The sequence below is a fragment of the Methylophaga nitratireducenticrescens genome, from assembly GCF_000260985.4.
GTDB classification, from domain to species: Bacteria; Pseudomonadota; Gammaproteobacteria; order Nitrosococcales; family Methylophagaceae; genus Methylophaga; species Methylophaga nitratireducenticrescens.
Genome location: NC_017857.3, coordinates 1 through 23107, shown reverse-complemented (window position 1 = coordinate 23107; position 23107 = coordinate 1). Strand labels below are relative to the sequence as shown.

Sequence of the window (23107 nt, the reverse complement as noted above, 5' to 3'; positions counted from 1 at the left end):
ACAATGGTTGGTGTCTCCCGTGATAACAAGGAGTGCATCGTTGCAACAAAACGCTGGCAAGGTTTGTTTTAAAGCGGTAATAAGATAAGAGGGGCAGTTATATATTTCAGATGTTATCAAGCAAATTCAAGTTGATACACAATTAAAAGCTGGCTTGTCGTTTGAATATTCCTGTTACAGATGCCATCGCGAGAAATAAGCAAAAGCTATCGCCTATTTGAAGTAAGTATTTTTAAGCTCTTTTCTAAATGGTAATGATTGTTATTTACATACTGGTTTTGTTGTGATAATTTTCTCGAACAGTAACCGCTACTTTCAACTTTGTTGGCTTAAATAGAGGGTACAGCAATATCGGGGATGCATGTCGAATAAGGCTTTAAATGGTTCTTTTTCTAAGATCTGAATGATTTTATATCGCATTTTCAGGCACAATTCGTAAGGCTGGGATTATTTTTTCGTCTTACGACATTGGAAATGATTTACGCAGAAAGACTTTATCGCATCCTTTTCAGCCTTGTTGGTCGAAATGCGCCTCCAATAGTGGTGGCTATGAAAGATCAATAGTCCTCAGGACTGACTGATGCTGCCCCATGACAAGAAAAGAGCTTCCCGCCCAAGGACAAACAAATGAAAAGCAAATGTTTGGCACAACACATCAGCAACGAAATAATGATGATGGTCAATAGCCGGAAGACATTGATGCTATCGACACTGGATGAAAACAATCACCCCTATGCATCGTATGCAATGTTTGCAGCCGGCCGAGATTGTCTGTATGTACTGGTAAGTGATATTGCTGTGCATGGTATGAACCTGCGAATTCATCCGCAAGCGTCTGTCATGATTATTGAGGATGAAGATACGGCCATTGAGCTGTTTGCCCGTTTACGGGTGACGTATCAGGTTGAGGCAGAGTGCGTTCAGGTCGATTCAGACGGATGGCATGTGGGGATTGCTTTATTAACGGAGCGGCATGGACAGCGTATAACTAATCTGAGCCAGTTAACTGATTTTCGATTATTTAAACTTAACCCATTAGGTGGGCGCTATGTGAAAGGGTTTGGCAAAGCATATCAGATTGATACGGGAACATTGGCAGGAGAGAACCTGGAACATTTACGCAATGGTCATAAAAAACGAGAAGTGATTCTTTCGCCAACTAATTATAGTTAATTCATAAAATACCGAGAAAAATGGCATCGTGTCTAAAGCGTTTAGAAATTTCCCCAAGCATTTTTCTTACGTATTCTCAGACTCGGTAAAACCAGTCCGATAATCATGCCGCCAAACAATACAGCGGCACCAATTAAAAACCAGTTTTTGGCATCATTGTCTTTAAGCGTATTGTTTTCAATCACAATAGATTGAATTTCATGATCGATTTGCTGCAGCCGCTCTTTTAACTGGCGATTTTCATTTTCCAGTGCCACGGCATTAGAGGCGGTGCGTCGTAAGTCATCCAATTCTTTACTGAGCCGCTGAGCAGTTTCTTTCAGCGACATGTTCTGGTTATCTGCTTCACTGGTCTGTGAGCTCAATTGTTCAATTTCTTCTTTATAACCAGTAATTTCCAGTTCCAGATTGGCAATGCGTTGTTCTTTGGCTGCCAGTTGGTCACGTGCGCTAGGGTTGTTGACCAGATAACGGGATAACACCCAACCTTCAACGCCTTCATTGGTGCGAACCTTCGAATAACCTGAAGGATCATTTTCCAGTACAGCAAGTTCGGTACCGGATGTCAGCATTTTGCGAATACCAAATTCCAATCCTTGACCATTGCGCATCGTAATCTCAAGCTCATCCGAAACATAACGCGTTGTTTGGGCTGAACTGTTCCCCGAAATAAGTATTGGGGCGGCAATAAACAACAGACTGATAATGATTTTTTTCACGTGAAAACCCGAGATAAAATTAAAGGGTCATTCTAGCAGAAGCCATGTGGCTGATTTCAAGAACAGATAATAATCATTATTAAGAATAGTTGTGAATTAATGGGTTTGTCACAAAAGGTTGTTATGTTTAGCGGTGAATTTAATGAGGTGGGTTATGGATAAGTTCAGAATAATGTTTTTGTGCACAGGAAATTCCTGTCGCTCTCAAATGGCTGAAGGTTGGGCCAGATTTCTAGCTGGGGATGAAATTGAAGTACGTTCTGCCGGCATCGAATCACATGGACTGAATGCTCAGGCAATACAAGTGATGTCTGAAGTTGGTGTTGATATTTCACAGCAGGAATCTATTCGGATAAATGGTGAAATGCTGGAATGGGCGGATTTATTAGTCACGCTATGTGAAAACGCTGATGAACAATGCCCAGTGGTTAGTCCACATACGCTACGGTTGCATTTACCGCTGACCGATCCGGCAAAATATCGGGGCTCTGATGCCGAAATTCTGGCAGAATTTCGACTTACCCGGGAAAAAATCAAGCAACGGGTAAACTATGTACTGCAACAGTTAAACAAGTCTGTGGCAAATGCACGCTAAACGGTTAGGTCTTGTTTATTGCGTTTCTTTAACTTAACTCATCTCGGCCAATAGCTGGCAATCTGAAAGTTTAAGTTGATACAGACTGTTGCCCGGAATTTTCTTTGCTTTTGATTTGGCTTTGGTGGCATGTTCAGCCAGGTCTGTTTCATCGATCAAATAATCAAAATCACTAATAGTGACGGCGCCGATGGATAAACTTAACAAAGGATAGAAAACCTGTTCACCATGACGGTCAAAGGCTTGAATGCCACCTTGTTGCAGATGGGTATCACTATAAAGTTCACTATAGAGTAACGCAAACGCCTCCAGCATCATCTCACAGCGATGGCGCCAGTCCTGACTATCAAAGATTACGATGAAATCGTCGCCGCCAACATGGCCCAAAAAATCAATTTCATAATCAATGAACTGACTGAGGATTTTTGCTGTTTTGGTAATGACCTTGTCTCCTTTGTTATAGCCATAGGTATCGTTATACGGTTTGAAGTTATCCAAGTCGAAATAACATACCGTAGCATGGTGTTTCTCCCGGATGGCTTGTTGAATGTGCTCATTTAAAGGCACATTTCCGGGTAGCCCACTCAGTGGATTAGCATGGCGAGCGATGGTCAGCTGCAAGTCAGTAATTTGGCGCAACAAATCCATCAGATTACCTATACCACGGTAGTAACCTTGTTCAGAAATGATAAAAATGCTGTGTTGCTGAGAAGGTTCCTGGCTGGTGATTTGCTGACTGAGCGTCTTTAACGGCAAATTCGTTTCAGCAATGATAGGACGGTTATCCATAAACAGGTGAATCGGTTTGCGACCATGTAAGTCTCGACCATAACGACTTGCGTACAGGGTCATAAACTCATCCCGCCATACCATGCCGGCAATGGTATCGTTCTCATGTAAAACGGGGAGAGCGGCCAGTTTTACGGCATTTTGAAAACGTTCGCCCACCTGATTGACATCATGATAAATGCGAACCGGTGTTAATTGAGTCAGCAAGCTTCCCACCAGTGAATCTGAACGGGGAACCCCCGAATGAATCTTATTTCGGGGCTGGCGTTTGGCAAATAATTCAGGCGGTAATTCTCGCTTAGGATTCGGTGTTGGGCGGCCAAAATAATAACCCTGCGCAAAATGCATATCCATGGATTGAGCCACTAAATACTCTTCTCGAACTTCTACACCTTCACCAATAACTCTGCAATTACTGCTTTGTGCAATATCTATCATCGATTGGACAAACTGTTTTTTTTGCTGATCTTCATGGATATTCTGCATGAAGTGACGATCCAGTTTGACATAATCCGGTTTTAACTCTGACCAAGTGCGTAACCCCGAATAACCCGCCCCTAAATCGTCAATGGCAATCGAGAAGCCCATTTCACGATAATGTTGGGTTGCTTTGCGCATTAAAACATAATCGTCAATCGGGTATTGTTCGGTTAACTCGATCACCACCTGTTTTGCGGGAATTCCCGACTTTTGCAGGAATTTCTCGGTTAAGCCATGCGGATAATCCGGTTGCAATAATGCTGACGGGATAGTGTTAATAAACAGCTTGGCATTTAGTCGTAATTCACCAAAACGAGTGATGGCTATTTCACGGCAAAGCAGATCCAGTTCAGCTAAACGCCCATGTCGGCTGGCAGCATCAAATAAATTGATTGGAGAATGTAAAACGCTGTCAGAAGGGCCACGAATCAATGCTTCATAGCCATAAATTTCTTGGTTTTTTAAAGAAACAATTGGTTGAAAAAGAGGGGTAAGTGTTCCTGCGGTAAGGATATCTTCCAGTGAAGTAAATTGCAGTAACTCTTCTTTTGTCATTGGAATTTAACTCCCAGTAAGCCAGATACAAAAAAGCCCCACCCAAAGGAGTGGGGCAAGTTTGCAGAGGAGATAACTCTCTTGATTCCGCGGCTACCAGAAGGCTTGAGCGCGGAATTTAACAGCTGAAGGCTCTTCGTCAGCACCACTACCATTAACCGTCAGATCGGTAACTTTTGAGTAGTTGAGCATCAGACGAGTATTTTTAGTCGGATAATAGTTAACACCGAGAGTGAACTGGTCGTATTCATCTTCTAAAGATGAACCTGGGTCGATTTCGACACTCTCAAAACGTGCAGCAACTTGCCATGCACCGTACTGTGATTTAGGCGTGATGCCAGATGTGTAGCCTTTTGACCATTTTAGTGATTCACCAGTCAGGAAATAACCAGCTTCAACTGCATAACCTGTGGTATCGATATCACTACCTGTTTCAGGTTCAGCAGTATGGTCCAGATATTCAGCCATAGCGTGGAACGAACCGAATACACCCATAGCATCGATAGTGAATGCATCAGCTTGTTCAAGTGCGATAGAGCCCGTTGATACAGGTTTAAAGCTGTCATCATGGCTAACTAAGTCAGGTGTAAACCCGAAGTTATCACCGCCACCTTGGCGAAGGTAACCACCGCCAAGTTGAATCAGGTTTTTACCTTCATTATATGGAAGAAATGAGCCACGAACCGCAAAGGTACTTCCGTTGTTGTCCCAAGTTTCGCCGTCACCATCAAGCGGGCCGTTAGTCAGACCAGCAGACAGTAACCATTTGTAATCTTTATCATTGATTGCCGCTACAATACCACTCTCGCGTGCTGGAGAGACTGTACTGTCTGCAAACATTGGACGATCCATGAAAGTCATGTATTTAGAACTGATTTTGGTGTTAAGACCAAACGGGATATGGGATTGACCGAGTTTAACTCCCCATTTAGTGCTTTCTGTAAGTTTGTTGCCGTAACCCAAATAGGCATCTTTTACAGATACGTCATTACCAGCGAAGTCAGCTTCAAATTTATAGCCCCAGTCATAAATTTTACCTGAGAAACCTAATCGAGCACGACGTAATTCTGTACCTTTGACATCATCGTCACTGTTGTCAGTATCAGCATCAGCATTAACTGCATCCCACATGACACGACCAATTGGTTGGAATTCCCAGTTACCTTCACGGTCTGAAACAACCAATTTGCCATCGGTAGTGATTTTTGGCATTTCAGCAGTTGCTGTTTCAACTTCTTTTTTCAGCTCTTCTTTATCAGCTTCTGCCATTTCTTTATCAGCCGCTGCGGCATTGGTCAGCAATTTGTAATCATCGTTGCTGATTGTGCCTTTATCACGTAAAACCTGTAAAAGATCCATCATGGCATCATTGTTAGCCTGTGCAGGCAGTGTGGCGGCACCGAACAGTGCGCCGGCGATTAGTATTGCAGACGTTTTTAATTTCAAGGGACTATCCTCTTAGTTGATAAAACACGTTCGGTTTGAATCTCCGAGACCTGCACACCTTAAAACCCAAATATTTCAGCGTGATGAAAAAACTGTGACAGTTGTGTGACAACGCAACAAATCGCCAAAAATGTTGTTAAAAAACCACATCAATAATCGACTGACTTGGTTGAAAAGCCCGGATAAGCCCCAACCTTCCTAGTGAATGCTATCCGTTAAGGAATAAATATGTTCAAGTGGCTATTTTTGTTATTTCTGCTGGTTCCAATCGCAGAAATTTACGTTTTAATCGAAGTCGGTGAGGTGATTGGCGCTGGCTGGACCATTTTGTTTGTGATTGCGACTGCGGTCTTAGGCGCCTGGTTGGTCAAGTTACAAGGGCTGGCAACCATGCAGCGAGCTCAGCAATCAATTCGTCGTGGTGACACGCCGGCTTTGGAGATGCTGGAGGGAATGACCTTATTTATAAGTGGCTTTCTGTTACTGATTCCAGGCTTTGTAACCGATGCGGTGGGCTTTTTATTATTGGTTCCAGCCTTACGCCGAATGCTATTGCTGAAATTAATTCGTAACAGCAATGTGATATTCCGTCAGCAATGGTCAGCACAGAAGCGTTACTCGCAAGGCGATGATGTTATTGAAGGTGAAGTTATCAAAGATGACGATCAACGCCATATTCATTAATGTCGGTAAAGCAAGCATTTACGGCTATGTGAAAAATTTTTCAGAAATTTTTTAACTCAGGCACTTGAAGTTTACTCAGGCAGCCCCATTAAAGGGGTTCCTGGAATTTTCTTGGTCATTTTTTGTTACTTTTGGAGGATAAAACTAATGAACCTTCGTCCCCTTCATGATCGTGTGATTGTTCGTCGCATGGAAGAAGAAACTACCTCTGCTGGTGGAATTGTCATTCCTGACAATGCAGCAGAAAAACCATCTCGTGGTGAAATTATCGCAGCGGGTAACGGCAAACCTACCGATTCTGGTGAAGTCCGTCCTCTGGCTGTTAAAGTCGGTGACAAAGTGCTGTTTGGCAAATATGCCGGCACCGAAGTCAAAGTGGAAGGCGAAGAACTGCTGGTAATGCGTGAAGACGATATCGTTGCTGTGATCGAAGCGTAAGCTTCCCGACGATTTCATATCTGGTTACGTTAAACATAGCTATAAAGAGGAATTAAAATGGCTGCTAAAGAAGTCAAATTTGGCGCTGATGCGCGCCAGCTGATGGTCAAAGGCGTGAATACGCTGGCCAACGCGGTAAAAGTGACATTAGGACCTAAAGGTCGCAATGTTATTTTGGATAAAAGCTACGGCGCACCAACTATTACTAAAGATGGTGTTTCAGTTGCTAAAGAAATCGAATTAGAAAACAAATTTGAAAATATGGGCGCACAAATGGTGAAAGAAGTTGCTTCACAAACTTCTGACGCTGCGGGTGACGGTACTACTACTGCCACCGTACTTGCCCAGGCAATCTTACGTGAAGGCATGAAATCAGTCACAGCGGGCATGAACCCAATGGATCTGAAACGCGGTATCGATAAAGCCGTGACTGCTGCAGTTGAAGAGCTGAAAAAAATGTCTTCACCTTGTGACGATGATAAAGCGATTGCTCAAGTCGGTACTATCTCTGCCAACTCTGACAAGTCAGTTGGTGACATCATTGCTGAAGCAATGAAAAAAGTCGGTAAAGAAGGCGTTATCACGGTTGAAGATGGCCGTGGCTTTGAAAACGAACTCGACGTTGTTGAAGGTATGCAGTTTGACCGTGGTTACCTGTCTCCATACTTTGTAAACGAACAGCAAACTATGTCAGCCAACCTGGATGACCCATACGTTTTGCTGTACGACAAAAAAATCTCTAACATCCGTGAACTGCTGCCAACACTGGAAGCCGTTGCCAAATCAAGCCGTCCACTGCTGATCGTTTCAGAAGACGTTGAAGGCGAAGCGTTGGCTACTCTGGTTGTCAACAACATGCGCGGCATTGTTAAAGTCTGTGCGGTTAAAGCGCCTGGCTTTGGTGATCGTCGTAAAGCTATGCTGGAAGATATCGCTGTATTAACTGGCGGTACCGTGATTTCTGAAGAAGTTGGTCTGAACCTGGAAAAAGTCACTCTGGATGATCTGGGTCAAGCGAAGAAAATTTCTGTCAGCAAAGAAAACACCACTATTATTGATGGTGCGGGCCGTGCTGATGAAATCACTGCACGTGTTGAACAGATTCGTGCACAAATCGCTGATTCATCTTCAGACTACGACAAAGAAAAACTGCAAGAACGCGTGGCTAAATTAGCCGGTGGTGTTGCGGTAATTCGTGTTGGTGCTGGCTCTGAAATTGAAATGAAAGAGAAAAAAGCCCGTGTTGAAGACGCATTACATGCGACTCGCGCTGCCGTTGAAGAAGGCGTAGTTGCTGGTGGTGGTGTTGCTCTGGTTCGTGCCGAAGTGAGCCTGGGCGAGCTGAAAGGTGACAACCTGGACCAGGATGCTGGTATTGCTATCGCACGTCGTGCAATGCAGGAACCCTTACGTCAAATCGTAACCAACTCTGGCGATGAAGCTTCTGTTGTATTGAATGAAGTTGCTGCAGGTAAGGGTAACTACGGTTACAACGCGGCAAGCGGTGAATATGGCGATATGATTGAAATGGGTATTCTGGATCCAACTAAAGTAACGCGTACGGCATTGCAAAATGCTGGTTCGGTTGCGGGTCTGATGTTGACCACTGAAGCCATGATTGCTGAAATTCCGAAAGAAGAAGCGCCTGCAATGCCTGATATGGGCGGTATGGGCGGCATGATGTAATTCGTTACAGCATAGTTCTCAGCGCACAAAAAAGCCCTGCCTCGAAAGAGGTGGGGCTTTTTTTTTGCTTATTAAATTGAAAAGAGCTTTTAAGGATGTAATGTTTTCCAGAAAGGAATCAACATCAGACTCAATACAAAAGCTATTAACAGCAACACGCCTATAAAGCGAAGTGGATGCTGAAGAATGGATTGGAAAAACCCTGGGATTTCACCATTGGCACGCAGATTTTCATAATGCTGACGTTGTTCGATAGCGCGTTTGGTCTGATATTCATCGAGAGTGGCTTTGGCAATGGGAAATTGTTCATCATTCACCAACCATATGGCTGCCACACCAAGGCCAAAAAATCCGGCCTGAGTTTCGTAAAAGGCAAAGCCTTTCTCATCCAGTAATTGCCGGACATCTTCTGCTTCATCTTCAGCTACATTGTTAAGTCGAAATAATAAAGTCGCCATAGTCGTCCTTGTCTGTCAGCGTGGTCAGTTTTAGCCGGTTGTAACAATGAATGCAGCGGCATATTAGGCGTTTTGCAGTTGATTAGCAAAGTCATGACTCACAACACGATGTTTGGCCTCATCGTCTCTTACAACCAGAACCGCATTTCTGAAGTACGTTTCGGTGTGTAATGTGGCACACCATATTCAGTGCTATCCATTATTGTCCCCTATGACGAGACTGAAGTTCATTCAATCTTTGAAGGCACACGAACAGAGGTGAATTTTTTGTCGTTTATGCATCGCGAGAAAGCATGTGTTCTGTTAGTTTAATCACATATTTAATGATTGTGCACTTTGAAATGGCAAATGAGGCAAAAATGACCATCTCTCCTCCGCTACTGACAGAACAATGGCTATCAATTCTGCAGGATAAGCAATATCTGCTCGATGCTGCTCCTGAAGTATTAACTGCCAGTGAGTATGTGTTGAATCAGGGCGACAGACAGCCACAGCGGTTGCGTGAGTTGGTTGAAAGTGGTGATTTGGAAATTGTCTATGCAGAAGATGGCTATCAGCAGCGATTACAAACCCGACTGGCAAAGGTAAATGATGAAGCTACTTTGCACCAACAGTTGCGGATATTTCGACATCGCGAAATGGTTCGTATCATTTGGCGGGATTTAAGTGGTTGGGCGGATCTGACAGAAACGGTGCGAGAGTTGACTGCACTGGCAGATTGCTGCGTAAGACAGGCATTAAACAAACTTTATCATTGGCAAACTGAATTATTGGGCACACCAACAAATAATGCGGGCGACCCACAGCATTTGATTGTGCTGGGAATGGGGAAAATGGGTGCTGGTGAGCTGAATCTCTCTTCAGATATTGATTTGATTTTTACCTATCCTGATGAGGGTGAAACACAAGGCGCCCGAAAAAGCCTGACCAATGAAGAGTTTTTTACTCGCCTTGGCCGCAAACTGATTCAGGCTCTCGATAACGTGACAGTTGATGGTTTTGTGTTTCGGGTAGACATGCGTCTACGCCCTTTTGGTGATAGTGGTTCGTTGGTAGCCAGTTTCGATGCCATGGAGGATTATTATCAGACTCAGGGCCGGGAATGGGAACGCTATGCGATGATTAAGGCAAGACCTGTCACTGGCAGTGAACAGGATAAAAAAGCCGTCAACGAGCTGCTAAGACCCTTTGTCTATCGGCGTTATCTTGATTACGGCATGTTTGATTCCTTGCGCGAGATGAAATCGATGATCGCCAGGCAACTGCATTTAAAGGGTATGGAAAACAATATCAAGCTTGGTGCAGGAGGAATACGCGAAATTGAATTTATTGGTCAGGTGTTCCAGTTGATTTATGGCGGGCGTGACAGGCCTTTGCAACAAAGACCCATTCTGACGATTCTGGATTTATTGGCGGAACGAAAATTACTGTCAGGATACGCGGTAACGGCTTTAAAAAATGCTTATATTTTTTTGCGGCGTACTGAACATCGTATTCAGGCCTGGGCGGATCAACAAACCCATTTATTGCCTAAAGATAATGTAGCGCAGATGCGTCTGGCGCGTAGTATGGGTTTTGGAAGCTGGGATGAATTCGCCACAACGCTCAATGAACATCGTCAGCAGGTTCATGAACATTTTGCGCAGTTGCTTACCGCCCCTCAGGCCGATAATGAAGCCACTGAGACAATTGCACTGTTAACTTCCAGCGAGGAAGAAATCTTTGCATACTTGAAGAAATGGGGATATCACGAACCGGAGCAATCCCAGCAGACGATTGAAAAACTATTGAACCTGCATGTCGTCAAAAACCTCAGTCACACAGGTCTTGGACGACTCAAAAAATTATTGCCGTTATTGGTTCAGGCAGCTGCTGGTACTGACGATCCCGATACCTGTCTGAACCGGATGATTCCGCTATTGGAATCCATCATGCGGCGTTCAGCCTATATGTCGCTATTGGTCGAAAACACCTTGGCATTGTCGCAGCTGGTCAAACTCTGTGCAGCGAGCCCGCTGATCAGTCATCAATTGGCCCGCTATCCGGTGTTGCTGGATGAATTACTGGATCCACGCTCGCTTTATGAAGTGCCCGGCCGTGAACAGCAAAAAGCTTTATTGAATCAATTTCTATCAGTTGCTGAAGACACCGATCTTGAGCAGCAAATGAATTTATTGCGTGAGTTTCGGCAAATTGCGACTTTGCATGTCGCTGCGGCAGATGTCACTGAAGTATTACCGTTAATGCGTGTTGGTGATCAGCTCAGCGAACTGGCAGAAATTCTGTTGGAACGGGTATTGCTGTTAGCATGGCAACATCTGATTGTGCGTCACGGATTACCACCGGCAGCGGATAAAGACGATATGTTGGAGTGCGGCTTTAGTGTGATTGCCTATGGCAAATTAGGTGGGCTGGAGTTGGGCTATGGCTCGGATCTGGATTTGGTATTTGTGTTCAATGATGCGTTGAAAGGAATGACGGATGGGAACAAGCCAGTTGATTTAATGGTGTTTTATACCCGGCTGGCACAACGGATGATCCACTTATTAAATACCGTAACATCGGGTGGCGTGCTTTATGAAGTCGATATGCGACTGCGTCCTAGAGGTAACTCGGGTTTGCTGGTCAGTCCGATTTCAGGCTTTGCTGATTATCAGCAAAGCGAAGCGTGGACTTGGGAACATCAGGCGCTGGTGAGAGCAAGGTGTGTAGCAGGTGATAAAAAATTAGCCGGGCAGTTCAGCCATATTCGTCAGCAGGTTTTGTGCAAATCACGTACTGAATCAGAGTTGGCAAAAGAAGTCAGCGAAATGCGCCATAAAATGCGTCAGCAACTGGACAAGTCTTCTGTAGGAAAATTTGATCTTAAGCAGGGTGTTGGAGGTATCACAGATATTGAATTTATGGTGCAATATGCAGTACTTGCGTGGTCAGCAAACTTGCCAGATCTGATGGTTTACACCGATAATATCCGAATTTTGGATGCTTTAGTCGCGACAGGCAAGCTCAGTGAGCAAGAAGGGACCATGCTCGCAGATGCATATCGGTATTACCGTAGTGAAGCAAATCACTGTGTCCTGCAGGAACAGCCGGCAGTAGTGCCGGAAGCCAAAGTGGTCGATTTTCAGCAACAAGTGAATGCAATTTGGCAACGCTGGTTAGGTTAAAAACCAGTTTGATATCAACTTAAGTCTCAAAAGTAGGTAATTATGGCAGCAGTAACAATGGCAGATCGTGATGGCGTTATCTGGTTGGATGGTGAGTTTGTGCCATGGCGTGAAGCTAAAGTCCATGTGCTGACCCATACACTACATTACGGTATGGGTGTCTTTGAAGGCGTTCGTGCCTATCAAACAGAGACTGGAACGGCTATTTTTCGCCTGCAGGAGCACACTGACCGGCTGTTCCGCAGTGCCAAGATCCTCGGTATGAATATCCCGTTTGATAAAGCAACATTAAACGATGCGCAACGAGCGGTGGTTCGCGATAACAAACTGGACTCTGCCTATATTCGTCCGATGTGTTTTTATGGTTCTGAAGGCATGGGTATTCGCGCTGATAATCTGAAAACACATGTCATGGTGGCTGCCTGGAGCTGGGGTTCCTATCTGGGGGAAGAAAATATGACCCGCGGCATTCGTATCAAAACCTCTTCGTTTACCCGCCATCATGTCAACATCACTATGTGTAAAGCCAAAGCCAATGGCAACTACATGAATTCGATGATGGCGCTGCAGGAAGCCGTGAACGATGGCTATGACGAAGCACTTTTATTAGATGCCAACGGGTTTGTTACGGAAGGCAGTGGGGAAAACTTTTTTATGGTGCGTGATGGTGTACTTTATACACCTGAGTTGACCTCTGCACTGGAGGGTATTACCCGCGATACCGTTATGCGACTGGCGAACGATATTGGTTTGAAAGTCATTGAAAAACGCATTACGCGTGATGAAGTGTATATCTGTGACGAAGCCTTTTTCACCGGCACTGCCGCAGAAGTTACCCCCATTCGTGAATTGGATAATCGTCCAATTGGCGAGGGTAAACGCGGCCCAATCACGGAACAGCTACAAAGCATGTATTTCGACCAGGTTTACGGTCGTAGCGAATATTATCGCGACTGGAATACCCTGGTTTAATTCAGAAAACAAACTATTTAACGTAATAACAAAGAGGTTAGTACCAAATGGCAGGTCATAGTAAATGGGCGAATATTCAGCATAGAAAAGGTGCGCAAGATGCCAAACGCGGCAAACTGTTCACACGGCTGATTCGTGAAATTACTGTCGCTGCCAGAATGGGCGGCAGTGATCCTGCCACGAATCCACGGTTACGTGCTGCCATCGATAAAGCATTGGGCAGCAATATGACTAAAGATGTTATTGAGCGTGCTTCCAAGCGTGGTGCCGGCGAACTGGAAGGCGCGGCATACGAAGAAATTCGTTATGAAGGTTATGGCCCTAACGGTATCGCCATTATGGTTGATTGCATGACCGATAACCGTAATCGTACTGTTGCCGAAGTGCGCCATGTTTTCAGCAAGCGCGGCGGTAACATGGGAACGGATGGCTCAGTTGCCTATCTGTTTAATCAGAAAGGTATTATCAGCTTTGGTAATGACGTTACTGAAGATGATGTGATGGAAATTGCGCTTGAAGCCGGTGCAGAAGATATCGTCACCAATGCTGACGGTTCAGTAGATGTGTTTACTTCTCCAGAAGACTATTCGGCAGTGAAAGACGCACTTGATACTGCTGGACTGGAAGCGCAATCTGCAGAAGTGACGATGCACCCGGATACCACGGTCAGTCTTGAGCTGGAAGATGCACAAAAAGCTATTGCAATGATTGAAGCGTTTGAAGAATTGGATGATGTGCAACAGGTTTATTCAAATGCAGACTTTTCTGATGAGGTTATGGCGCAGCTGGAGAACTAGCGGCCATCCCCACTATGCCACGCATTCTCGGTGTTGATCCCGGCTCCCGTAAAACCGGTTTTGGCATCATAGAGCTTGACGGTAAACAGATTAAACATGTCATTAATGGCAGACTGCTGGTGGGTGATGGTGAATTTGCCGATCGTTTGAAGCAGATTTTTGATGGACTGACCGATCTGATTCTACGTTATCAACCTGAAATTATGGCCATCGAACAGGTGTTTCTGCATAAAAATGCTGATTCAGCATTGAAACTTGGTCAGGCTCGAGGGGCTGCCATTTGTGCCGCAGTCAATCAACAGTTAAAAGTCCATGAATATTCCGCTACCCAAATAAAAAAAGCTGTCGTTGGTAACGGACATGCCAAAAAAGAACAGGTCCAGTATATGATGTCCGTCATGTTGCAATTAAAAGAAGCGCCAATGGAAGATGCCGCAGATGCCTTAGCCTGTGCGGTAACCCATGCAAATCATGCCGCACTGGATAGTCTCAGCAATAAACTTCCCGCAGGAATGCGCATCAGTCGTCGTCGAGGAGGACGTTACAGCCGATGATTGGTCGTCTTACCGGAATTATTATCGAAAAACAGCCGCCGGAATTAGTGCTGGATGTAAATGGGGTGGGCTATGAAGTCTCCGCCCCCATGTCGACGTTTGTAAATTTGCCGTCACTTAATGAAAAAGTGAGTTTATATACCCATTTAGTCGTGCGCGAAGATGCCCAATTGTTATATGGTTTTGCGACTACTCGCGAACGATTATTATTTCGCAGTTTACTTAAGGTAAATGGTGTGGGAGCGAAACTGGCGCTGACAATTTTATCGGGGAGTGATGTTGATAGCTTTGCCCGAAGTGTGCAGGAAGGCGATGCCGCAAGTTTGACGCGTTTGCCAGGTGTCGGTAAAAAGACAGCAGATCGTCTTATTATAGAAATGCGCGACAGACTTAAAGAAGTCGGTTCTGCAATGGGGCTTGATGAACAAATTACGACGAATATGCCGAGCAGCAGCGGGGCACGAAAAGAAGCACTGGAAGCTTTGATTGCTTTAGGGTATAAAGCCGCCGAAGCAGACAGAATGATCCGTAGTTTTGATGCGCAGGATATGACTACCGAGCAAATCATCAGACAGGCGTTACAGCGTAACTAACTATGGATGAACGTTTTATTACTCCGCAAACGCTGAATGATGATGACCGGGTGGATCGGGCTATACGACCCATTAGGTTAGAGGATTATATCGGGCAGCCGGTGGTGCGTGAGCAGATGGAGTTATTTGTTGCAGCGGCCCGGCAACGTAAAGAAGCATTGGACCATACTCTGATATTCGGTCCTCCGGGTCTGGGTAAAACCACATTGGCCCATATTATCGCCAATGAAATGGGCGTTAATTTAAGACAAACTTCGGGGCCAGTTTTAGAGCGTCCTGGTGATTTGGCAGCATTGCTGACGAATCTCGAGCCGAATGATGTATTGTTTGTCGATGAAATTCATCGGTTAAGCCCGGTGGTTGAAGAAGTGTTGTATCCGGCGATGGAAGATTACCAGATCGATATCATGATCGGTGAAGGACCGGCAGCTCGTTCGATTAAGCTGGATCTTGAGCCATTTACCCTGGTCGGAGCAACAACCCGCGCTGGTTCACTGACCTCGCCTTTGCGAGACCGGTTTGGCATTGTGCAGCGATTAGAATTTTACAATGTTGCTGATTTAAGTACGATTGTGCAGCGTAGCGCACGTATTCTAGGCTTAACGCTGGACGTTAATGGTGCAGATGAAATTGCTCACCGTTCCAGAGGCACGCCGCGGATAGCCAACCGTTTATTACGACGGGTTCGTGACTACGCAGAAGTGCGGTTTGATGGTATTGTCACGGCAGAAATTGCTAGACAGGCACTGGATTTACTGGATGTTGATAAGTTTGGCTTTGATATGCTGGACCGAAAACTGTTGTTGGCCATTATTGAAAAATTTTCCGGTGGCCCGGTAGGACTGGACAATATTGCTGCAGCCATTGGCGAAGAGCGTGGCACGATTGAAGATGTTATTGAACCCTTTTTGATTCAGGAAGGATTTATCATGCGGACACCTCGTGGCAGAATCGCCACCAAACGGGCTTTTTTGCATTTGGGTCTGACACCGGATTTAGATCTAACAGGTGATTGATGCAGTCTTTTGATTGGCCGGTGAGAGTGTATTACGAAGATACAGATAGTGGTGGCGTGGTATATCACGCAAATTATCTGAAGTTTATGGAGCGGGCGCGAACAGAATGGCTACGCCAACTTGGTTTTGAACAAACTATTTTAAAAGACGAACATAATTGTCTGTTTGCAGTCCATTCGATGCAAATCAATTTTCGTCGCCCGGCACGTTTTAATGATGCCTTATTGATTCGATCTGAAATGACACAAATGAGCGGTGCAAGCATGCAGTTTGAGCAATCAGTGCTGTGTGACGGTGAGATGTTGTGCAGTGCGTCGGTCCGAGTGGCCTGTCTGGATGCTTTGCGATTTAAACCGTGCCCGATACCTTCTTTTATTTTGACGGAGATGCACTGTGAATGCTGATCTATCCTTGATGTCCCTGATATCTGAAGCCAGTTTACTGGTGCAGATCGTGATGCTGATTTTGCTGCTGATATCAGTTTATTCCTGGACCATTATTTTCAAAAAACGCAGCGAGTTAGCCGATGCCCGGCGAGATGCTGATTTATTTGAGGATAAATTCTGGTCGGGAAATGAATTAAACAGACTCTATGAGGACATTACTGCCAGACCACATTCTGGTCGGGGTATGGAGGGAATTTTCGAGGCAGGTTTCAAGGAATTTGTTCGTTTAAAAAAATCCTCTACTGATTCAACCTATGTATTGGAGGGGACACAGCGGGTAATGCGTATTTCCTTGTCCCGTGAAATGGATGAATTGGAAGTTTCGTTACCCTTTCTGGCGACGGCAGGCTCTACCAGTCCATACATTGGTTTGTTTGGAACGGTCTGGGGTATCATGAATTCATTCCGCGCCTTAGGTGAAGTGCAACAGGCGACTCTGGCTATGGTCGCACCAGGTATTGCCGAGGCGTTGATCGCAACAGCAATGGGCTTGTTTGCAGCGATTCCAGCGGTTGTAGCATATAACCGTTATTCACACGAAGTTGAGAGATTGATTAGTCGTTATGACAATTTCGTTGAAGAATTCTCTTCAATTTTGCAACGGCAACAAGGTTAATAACGGAGCCAACTATGGCGCTTTATAAACAACAACGCCAACGTCGCAAGCCTATGGCAGAAATTAATGTCGTGCCGTACATCGACGTCATGCTGGTCTTGCTGATCATTTTCATGATTACCGCGCCCATGCTTACCCAGGGCGTTCAGGTCGACTTACCCAAAGCAGATGCCAACCCGGTAGAAGCACCGGAAAACCTTGAGCCACTTGTGATTTCAGTGGATGCTAATGGTGCTTATTATGCGTCTGTGGGGGAGAATCAGGATCAAAGCCTTGGTGCACAGGAACTGGTTGCCAGAGTATCAGCCGTAATACGCCGTAACCCTCAAACACCAGTAATGGTCAAAGGCGATAGTTCAGCAAGTTATGGACAAGTGGTAGGTGCTATGGCGTTATTACAAAAAGCAGGCGTACCGAATGTCGGTTTGATTACTCAACGACCGGAAACGGACACACAGTAATTTAAGATGAAGCATCCAATTGTGCAAACTCTTCTTGCCGGTGGCACTTCAACAATACTGCATATATTGTTATTTCTGCTGCTGATCTTCAGCTTTGATATGCCCACTGATATTCGCCAGTTTGGTCAGCCAGAAGTCGAGATCGTACAAGCTACCGTGGTTGATGAAGATTTGATTCTTGAAGAAATGGCACGGTTGCAGGAAGCGGAAGAAAAAAAACGTGCCGCAGAAGAAGAGCGTCAGCAAAAGCTGGATGAGCAACTTGAAAAAACGCAAGATGAGCTGGCTCGTAAAGAGCAGGAATTTCTGGATATGCAGGAACGTGCAAAGCTGGATGCCGAACAACGAAAACAGGAAGCTGAGCTTGAACAGCAACGTTTGAAAGAGCTTGAGCAACAACGTATAGAGCAGGAAGAAGCACGTAAACAGGCAGAGTTGGAACGTCAACAAGCAGAACAAGCTAAACAACAGGCTGAAGCCGAGCGAAAAGCGGCTGAAGAAGCCAAACAAAAAGCTGAAGCAGAACGCTTAGCAGCAGAACAGGCCCGTGAGGAAGCTGAGGCTAAACGCAAAGCGGAAGAAGAAGCCAGACGCAAGGCTGAGGAAGAGGCCAAACGAAAAGCGGAAGAGGAAGCCAAGCTTAAGGCAGAAGAAGAAGCCAAACGAAAAGCTGCTGAAGATGAGGCGAAACGAAAAGCTGAGGCTGAACGCTTGGCAGCGGAAAAATCACGAGCAGAAGCTGAAGAAGCTTTGCAGAGACAATTAGATGCTGAAGCAGAACAACGCAAACAACAACGTATTACTGGAATATTGGATTCATATGGCTTGCAAATTCAGCAAAGAATTACCCGTTATTGGACCAAACCGGCAAATGCAGAAGCTGGGCTGCTTGTTACCCTGGAAGTGAAACTTATTCCGGGTGGAGATATTCGTAGTGTAAGAGTGATAAAAAGCAGTGGTAGTGAAATCTTTGATCGTTCTGCAGAAAATGCTGTTTACAAGGCCGCTCCAATGCCAATGCCCTCTGATCCTGATGCTGCGCAAAAGATAATTAATGAAGGCATTGAAATATACTTTAAACCTGAATAAGAGAAGCTGATATGGCCCTGAGATTAATTCGTTTTCTTGCCTTAATGGCTATGTTTTTTATGCCAATTCAGGCATTTGCCGTTTTGAAAGTTGAAATTACCGGTGGTTCAGATGGTGCGCTTCCCATTGCGATAGTGCCGTTTGGGTCCGAGGGAATGAAATCACCAGAGGATATAACCAGCATTATTCGTAATGATCTTGAGAGTAGTGGGCGTTTCGCACCATTAGATAATCAGGATTTGGTCTCTCGTCCATCCGAACAATCTCAGGTCAACTTTGCCGATTGGCGTTTATTACGATCGGAAGGGCTTGTCATTGGTAAAATCAGCAGTCAAGATGGAGAGAACTATCAGGTTCAGTTCCAATTATTTGATGTTTATCGTGGTCAGCAATTGGCAGGAAAACGTTACCAGGTTCCAGCATCTGGTCTGCGTGCTTTGGGGCATCAAATTGCTGATGTGATTTATGAAACTTTGACGGGTGAAAAAGGTATCTTTTCAACACGTCTGGCATTTGTTACACAAATAACAGCTGGTGATGGTAAAAAGTGGTTCGCTCTACAGATATCCGATGCCGATGGAGCAAATCCCCGAACAGTATTACAATCTACTCAACCTATTATGTCACCGTCCTGGGGCCCTGATGGTGATCAGCTAGCCTATGTATCATTTGAGAATGGTAAAACAGAGGTTTTTGTTCAGCAGTTGCAAAGCGGACAACGCAAGTCAGTTGCCTCCTTTGAAGGAATAAACAGCGCCCCAGCCTGGTCGCCTGATGGCAAAAAACTGGCTTTGACTCTGTCGAGAAATGGTAATCCGGAAATATATGTCATGGAGTTGGCTAATGGTGATTTAATCCGGGTAACCAACAATGCTCAGGCGATTGATACTGAAGCCGTCTGGTCGCCGGATGGAAGTGATATTTACTTTACTTCTGACCGTGGGGGGCGACCACAAATTTATAAAGTTTCAGCAAGTGGCGGGAGAGCTGAGCGGATCAGTTTTGAAGGAAATTACAATGCTTCACCTGATTTATCACCAGATGGAAGCAAACTGGCCATGGTCCATGGTGCCAATGGCGGTTTTTATATTGCTGTACAGGACTTGAAAACCGGCGCAATACACGTTTTGACCGATTCAGGAAAAGCTGAGTCGCCGAGTTTCGCGCCGAATGGCCAAATGATCCTGTATGCTACTGAGCAAAAAGGTAGCGGTATTTTAGCTGCTGTCTCTGTTGATGGCCGGATCCATCAACGTTTGAGCGAATCCGGAACTGTTGTGCGTGAACCAGCATGGTCTCCGCTGAAAAAATAATTTATGTCAGGAGTGTTTGTTATGAATCGTTATAAGTTCTCGGCTCTACTTATTGCATTGTTTTTACTCAATGCCTGTAGCGGTAACGCCACAAAAGATGGAACCGATGAAGTACTGGTTGAGGAGCGTAATGGCACTTCAACTTCAGGTGTTGATGGCGAAGGAGCAGATGGTAGTGATCTGGGAGCTGAAGCAAGTGTAATTGTTGGTGAGGATGGTTACGAAGGAAGTGAATTGAACGATCCTTCTAATCCATTATCCAATCGTGTCATTTACTTTGACTATGATAGTGCCAGCGTCAGAGCCGAAGATCAGTCTATTGTTGAAGCTCATGCCGAGTATTTGGGCAAAAACCCTAATCTGACTGTCCGTCTTGAAGGTCATACCGATGAACGGGGTTCACGTGAATACAATCTTGCATTAGGCGAGCGACGTGCTTTGTCTATTCGTCAGTTACTGATGTTGCAAGGTGCGAGTGCCCAACAATTTCGTGTGACAAGTTTTGGTGAAGAGCGTCCTGCTGTTGATGGCAGTGATGAATCTGCATGGTCGCAAAACCGTCGAGTTGAAATAATTTACATTGGTCGTTGATATGCCGTTTAAAAAGCAAAAACAACTTGCAATAGTAGTAATGGTGGGCGCTATATTGGCGCCCGCTGTTTCTTGGGCTGAGGAAGAGTCTTTACAGGCTCGCATGGATCGACTGGAACGTATTATTCAGGGGCAGGGATTAACCTCTTTGCTCACTCAGGTTGATCAATTACAGCGAGAGATTCAGCGTTTAAATGGTGCTAATGAAGAGCTTAATCACCAGATAGAGCAGATTCAAAAACGCCAGCGTGAACAATATCTGGATCTTGATCAACGGATAACAGAAATCCAGCAGCAACCACCAGTTTCTCAAGCTCCTTCAACTGTTGATTCTCCTAGTGTTGATAATGAGTCAATTGATGAAGAATTAGCTGAGAGTGGCTTGCAGAATACCCCCGATGAACAGACAAAGGCTGAAGACAGTTCGCTTGTACCTGTAGCTGTGGAAAGTGGCGAAGCCGCATATCAGTCTGCATTACAGGATCTGCGTGGCGGTCGTTATCAGGATGCTTTGTCAGCCTTGGGAGCTTTCCCTCAAACCTACCCAAACAGTTTATATCTGCCTAATGTCTATTATTGGCAGGGTGAAGCACATTATGTTTTACGTGAATTTGATAAAGCAATTGTAGCTTTCGATAAAGTCATATCCAGCTATCCCGATAGTAATAAAGTTGCAGATGCTTTGTTAAAACGTGGTTTCAGTGAATATGAAACTGGCGATACCAGTAAGGCGCAAGCATCATTGAATCAGGTTATTGAACAATATCCTGATACATCAGCTTCTCGCTTGGCGAAAGTGCGTCTGGATCGTATCCAGCAAAATGCCCAATAAAACAATTTTTGTAGATAACGTAGATGGCTCAATGTCGTATCACCGAGATTTTCTATTCATTACAAGGTGAAACCCGGACAGTGGGTCTGCCTACAGTTTTTGTCAGGTTGACCGGCTGCCCATTGCGTTGTGGTTATTGTGATACAGCTTATGCCTTTCATGGCGGGCAAAAAATGGAAGTAAGTGACATTGTTGCAGAAGTAAAAAGCTACAATCCCCGCTATGTCACTGTTACCGGCGGCGAGCCGTTGGCGCAAAACACCTGCCGGGAGTTATTAACCGCCTTGTGTGATTTGGATGTCGAAGTGTCTCTGGAAACCAGTGGTGCCATGGATATCGGTAATATCGATCCGCGAGTCGTTCGGGTTATGGATTTAAAAACCCCCGCATCAGGTGAAGTTTCCAAAAACCTATACAGTAATGTCGATCAGTTAAATCATCAGGATCAGGTTAAATTCGTTATTTGCAATCGCGAAGATTATGATTGGGCTCGTGAACAGTTATCTTCACTGGATCTGATAGATCGTTGTGAGATTTTATTTTCCCCAGTGCATGGTGATCTAACGCCAACGGATTTAGCGGAATGGATTATTGCCGATAATCTGCCGGTGAGAATGCAAATTCAATTGCATAAATATTTGTGGAACGATGCTCAAGGCCGATGACTAAACGTGCTGTCATATTACTTTCCGGCGGATTGGATTCCGTTACCGCCCTGGCAATTGCCAAAGCTGAAGGTTATGAATGCTTCAGTATCAGCTTTGATTATGGTCAGCGACACAAAACCGAACTTTTAGCGGCGGAAAATCTGGCTAAAAAAGCTGGTGTCGCCAGCCACAAAGTAATACAGATTGATCTTCGTGCCATCGGTGGTTCAGCATTAACAGATGACATTGATGTGCCAGAGACAGAACAGCAGGGTATTCCGATTACTTATGTCCCGGCACGAAATACAGTTTTTCTGTCGATTGCATTAGGCTGGGCAGAAGTGCTTAATGCCGAAGCCATTTTTGTCGGGGTTAACGCTGTGGATTACTCAGGCTATCCTGATTGTCGCCCTGAATTTATTGATGCATTTGAAAAGCTGGCTAACCTGGCAACCAAATCTGCAGTTGAAGGTTCCGCTATATATATAAAAGCACCATTGATGTATCTTTCAAAGTCAGAAATCGTTAAGCGTGGTACGGAGCTGGGGATTGATTACAGCGAAACGGTTTCCTGTTACCAAGCTGATGCGCAAGGCAGAGCGTGTGGACAATGTGATTCCTGCCGCTTCAGACGACAAGGTTTTATTGATGCCGGATTAGCAGACCCAACACGTTATCAATAAGTTATTGTTTCTTGGTAAGAATCAGTGATTACCTGTTTCCTGTAAGACTCCACCCACTAATCTATGTCAGTAAAATAGAAAAATATTGGCAACTGGGGTTGTCATTTTTATCAACTATAGTATTATGTCGCGCTTGGTTTGGGCCGTTAGCTCAGTTGGTAGAGCACCGGACTTTTAATCCGATGGTCCTGCGTTCGAGTCGCAGACGGCCCACCATTTTTTCCGCAAGATTTCAGTTTTATTCTAGTTTCATAATTCTGTAATAATTGTTGTTGACAGCCGGGCGAGTGGCTGTATAATTCTCGCT

General features: G+C 45.0%; 25 protein-coding genes and 1 tRNA gene. 21 read left to right on the top strand and 5 right to left on the bottom strand.

All coding sequences use genetic code 11. The annotated features are described in order from the left end of the window. Positions 1 to 627 precede the first annotated feature (627 nt). Positions 628 to 1173: a HugZ family pyridoxamine 5'-phosphate oxidase gene (locus Q7A_RS00125; protein WP_014705262.1), complete on the top strand. Its 546-nt coding sequence runs from the start codon at positions 628 to 630 to the stop codon at positions 1171 to 1173. A 41-nt stretch (positions 1174 to 1214) separates the two neighbouring features. Here Q7A_RS00125 and Q7A_RS00120 read toward each other — a convergent pair whose 3' ends face one another. Continuing rightward, positions 1215 to 1892, bottom strand: a complete 678-nt coding sequence (locus tag Q7A_RS00120; RefSeq protein WP_014705261.1) for a TIGR04211 family SH3 domain-containing protein — start codon at positions 1890 to 1892, stop codon at positions 1215 to 1217. A gap of 154 nt (positions 1893 to 2046) precedes the next feature. Here Q7A_RS00120 and arsC point away from each other — a divergent pair, with 154 nt between their 5' ends. Then, positions 2047 to 2487, top strand: coding sequence for an arsenate reductase (thioredoxin) (gene arsC / locus Q7A_RS00115; RefSeq protein ID WP_202971541.1), 441 nt, complete (start codon positions 2047 to 2049; stop codon positions 2485 to 2487). A gap of 33 nt (positions 2488 to 2520) precedes the next feature. Here the strand turns inward: arsC and Q7A_RS00110 are convergent, their stop codons facing one another. Next, on the bottom strand, positions 2521 to 4311 hold the full coding sequence (locus tag Q7A_RS00110) for a GGDEF domain-containing protein (RefSeq protein ID WP_014705259.1): 1791 nt from the start codon (positions 4309 to 4311) through the stop codon (positions 2521 to 2523). Between the two features lie 93 nt (positions 4312 to 4404). Next, positions 4405 to 5757 (bottom strand): OprO/OprP family phosphate-selective porin, encoded by a 1353-nt coding sequence (locus Q7A_RS00105; protein ID WP_014705258.1) that lies wholly within the window; start codon positions 5755 to 5757, stop codon positions 4405 to 4407. Positions 5758 to 5985: 228 nt separating this feature from the next. On the opposite strand from Q7A_RS00105, the gene Q7A_RS00100 reads away from it, so the two are divergent. From Q7A_RS00100 to groL, 3 genes are all read left to right on the top strand, one after another. Continuing rightward, positions 5986 to 6441: an FxsA family protein gene (locus tag Q7A_RS00100; protein WP_014705257.1), complete on the top strand. Its 456-nt coding sequence runs from the start codon at positions 5986 to 5988 to the stop codon at positions 6439 to 6441. A 147-nt stretch (positions 6442 to 6588) separates the two neighbouring features. Continuing rightward, entirely contained in the window at positions 6589 to 6879 is a 291-nt protein-coding gene (gene groES / locus Q7A_RS00095; protein WP_014705256.1) for a co-chaperone GroES, read from the top strand. A gap of 57 nt (positions 6880 to 6936) precedes the next feature. Next, a complete protein-coding gene (gene groL, locus Q7A_RS00090) occupies positions 6937 to 8565 on the top strand; it encodes a chaperonin GroEL (protein ID WP_014705255.1) in 1629 nt (542 codons plus the stop codon). Between the two features lie 89 nt (positions 8566 to 8654). Here groL and Q7A_RS00085 read toward each other — a convergent pair whose 3' ends face one another. Together Q7A_RS00085 and Q7A_RS15685 are read right to left on the bottom strand one after the other, a co-directional pair. Beyond that, the gene (locus tag Q7A_RS00085; RefSeq protein WP_014705254.1) at positions 8655 to 9023 is read right to left on the bottom strand and encodes a DUF6164 family protein; all 369 of its coding nucleotides are present in this window, start codon (positions 9021 to 9023) and stop codon (positions 8655 to 8657) included. A gap of 63 nt (positions 9024 to 9086) precedes the next feature. After that, entirely contained in the window at positions 9087 to 9209 is a 123-nt protein-coding gene (locus Q7A_RS15685) for an alternative oxidase (protein WP_151903934.1), read from the bottom strand. Positions 9210 to 9382: 173 nt separating this feature from the next. On the opposite strand from Q7A_RS15685, the gene glnE reads away from it, so the two are divergent. From glnE to Q7A_RS00005, 16 genes are all read left to right on the top strand, one after another. Then, positions 9383 to 12190: a bifunctional [glutamate--ammonia ligase]-adenylyl-L-tyrosine phosphorylase/[glutamate--ammonia-ligase] adenylyltransferase gene (gene glnE, locus Q7A_RS00080; protein WP_041354738.1), complete on the top strand. Its 2808-nt coding sequence runs from the start codon at positions 9383 to 9385 to the stop codon at positions 12188 to 12190. Between the two features lie 42 nt (positions 12191 to 12232). After that, the gene (locus tag Q7A_RS00075; protein WP_041354149.1) at positions 12233 to 13162 is read left to right on the top strand and encodes a branched-chain amino acid transaminase; all 930 of its coding nucleotides are present in this window, start codon (positions 12233 to 12235) and stop codon (positions 13160 to 13162) included. A 47-nt stretch (positions 13163 to 13209) separates the two neighbouring features. Next, a complete protein-coding gene (locus tag Q7A_RS00070; RefSeq protein WP_014705251.1) occupies positions 13210 to 13959 on the top strand; it encodes a YebC/PmpR family DNA-binding transcriptional regulator in 750 nt (249 codons plus the stop codon). A 14-nt stretch (positions 13960 to 13973) separates the two neighbouring features. Continuing rightward, entirely contained in the window at positions 13974 to 14513 is a 540-nt protein-coding gene (ruvC, locus tag Q7A_RS00065) for a crossover junction endodeoxyribonuclease RuvC (protein WP_014705250.1), read from the top strand. Beyond that, positions 14510 to 15106 carry a Holliday junction branch migration protein RuvA gene (ruvA, locus tag Q7A_RS00060; protein WP_014705249.1) on the top strand — a complete coding sequence of 199 codons (597 nt, stop codon included), beginning with the start codon at positions 14510 to 14512 and terminating at the stop codon, positions 15104 to 15106. The genes ruvC and ruvA overlap by 4 nt, the downstream gene beginning before the upstream one ends. A 2-nt stretch (positions 15107 to 15108) precedes the next feature. Continuing rightward, positions 15109 to 16122, top strand: coding sequence for a Holliday junction branch migration DNA helicase RuvB (ruvB, locus tag Q7A_RS00055; protein ID WP_014705248.1), 1014 nt, complete (start codon positions 15109 to 15111; stop codon positions 16120 to 16122). Next, on the top strand, positions 16122 to 16526 hold the full coding sequence (ybgC, locus tag Q7A_RS00050; RefSeq protein ID WP_014705247.1) for a tol-pal system-associated acyl-CoA thioesterase: 405 nt from the start codon (positions 16122 to 16124) through the stop codon (positions 16524 to 16526). The genes ruvB and ybgC overlap by 1 nt, the downstream gene beginning before the upstream one ends. Continuing rightward, entirely contained in the window at positions 16516 to 17184 is a 669-nt protein-coding gene (tolQ, locus tag Q7A_RS00045; protein ID WP_014705246.1) for a protein TolQ, read from the top strand. Before ybgC ends, tolQ begins: the two co-directional genes overlap by 11 nt. Positions 17185 to 17198: 14 nt before the next feature. Continuing rightward, the gene (gene tolR / locus Q7A_RS00040) at positions 17199 to 17645 is read left to right on the top strand and encodes a protein TolR (RefSeq protein WP_014705245.1); all 447 of its coding nucleotides are present in this window, start codon (positions 17199 to 17201) and stop codon (positions 17643 to 17645) included. A 6-nt stretch (positions 17646 to 17651) separates the two neighbouring features. Continuing rightward, a complete protein-coding gene (gene tolA / locus Q7A_RS00035) occupies positions 17652 to 18734 on the top strand; it encodes a cell envelope integrity protein TolA (RefSeq protein ID WP_089418489.1) in 1083 nt (360 codons plus the stop codon). Between the two features lie 11 nt (positions 18735 to 18745). Then, positions 18746 to 20047 (top strand): Tol-Pal system beta propeller repeat protein TolB, encoded by a 1302-nt coding sequence (gene tolB / locus Q7A_RS00030; protein WP_014705243.1) that lies wholly within the window; start codon positions 18746 to 18748, stop codon positions 20045 to 20047. A 21-nt stretch (positions 20048 to 20068) separates the two neighbouring features. Next, on the top strand, positions 20069 to 20638 hold the full coding sequence (gene pal, locus Q7A_RS00025) for a peptidoglycan-associated lipoprotein Pal (protein WP_014705242.1): 570 nt from the start codon (positions 20069 to 20071) through the stop codon (positions 20636 to 20638). Between the two features lies 1 nt (position 20639). Continuing rightward, the gene (gene ybgF, locus Q7A_RS00020; protein WP_014705241.1) at positions 20640 to 21470 is read left to right on the top strand and encodes a tol-pal system protein YbgF; all 831 of its coding nucleotides are present in this window, start codon (positions 20640 to 20642) and stop codon (positions 21468 to 21470) included. Between the two features lie 23 nt (positions 21471 to 21493). Then, positions 21494 to 22135, top strand: coding sequence for a 7-carboxy-7-deazaguanine synthase QueE (gene queE, locus Q7A_RS00015; protein ID WP_014705240.1), 642 nt, complete (start codon positions 21494 to 21496; stop codon positions 22133 to 22135). Continuing rightward, complete coding sequence (gene queC, locus Q7A_RS00010; RefSeq protein WP_014705239.1) at positions 22132 to 22800, top strand: 7-cyano-7-deazaguanine synthase QueC; 669 nt, start codon at positions 22132 to 22134, stop codon at positions 22798 to 22800. The genes queE and queC overlap by 4 nt, the downstream gene beginning before the upstream one ends. 140 nt (positions 22801 to 22940) lie before the next feature. Continuing rightward, positions 22941 to 23016: transfer RNA gene (locus tag Q7A_RS00005), tRNA-Lys, on the top strand. The last annotated feature ends 91 nt before the right edge of the window (positions 23017 to 23107 follow it).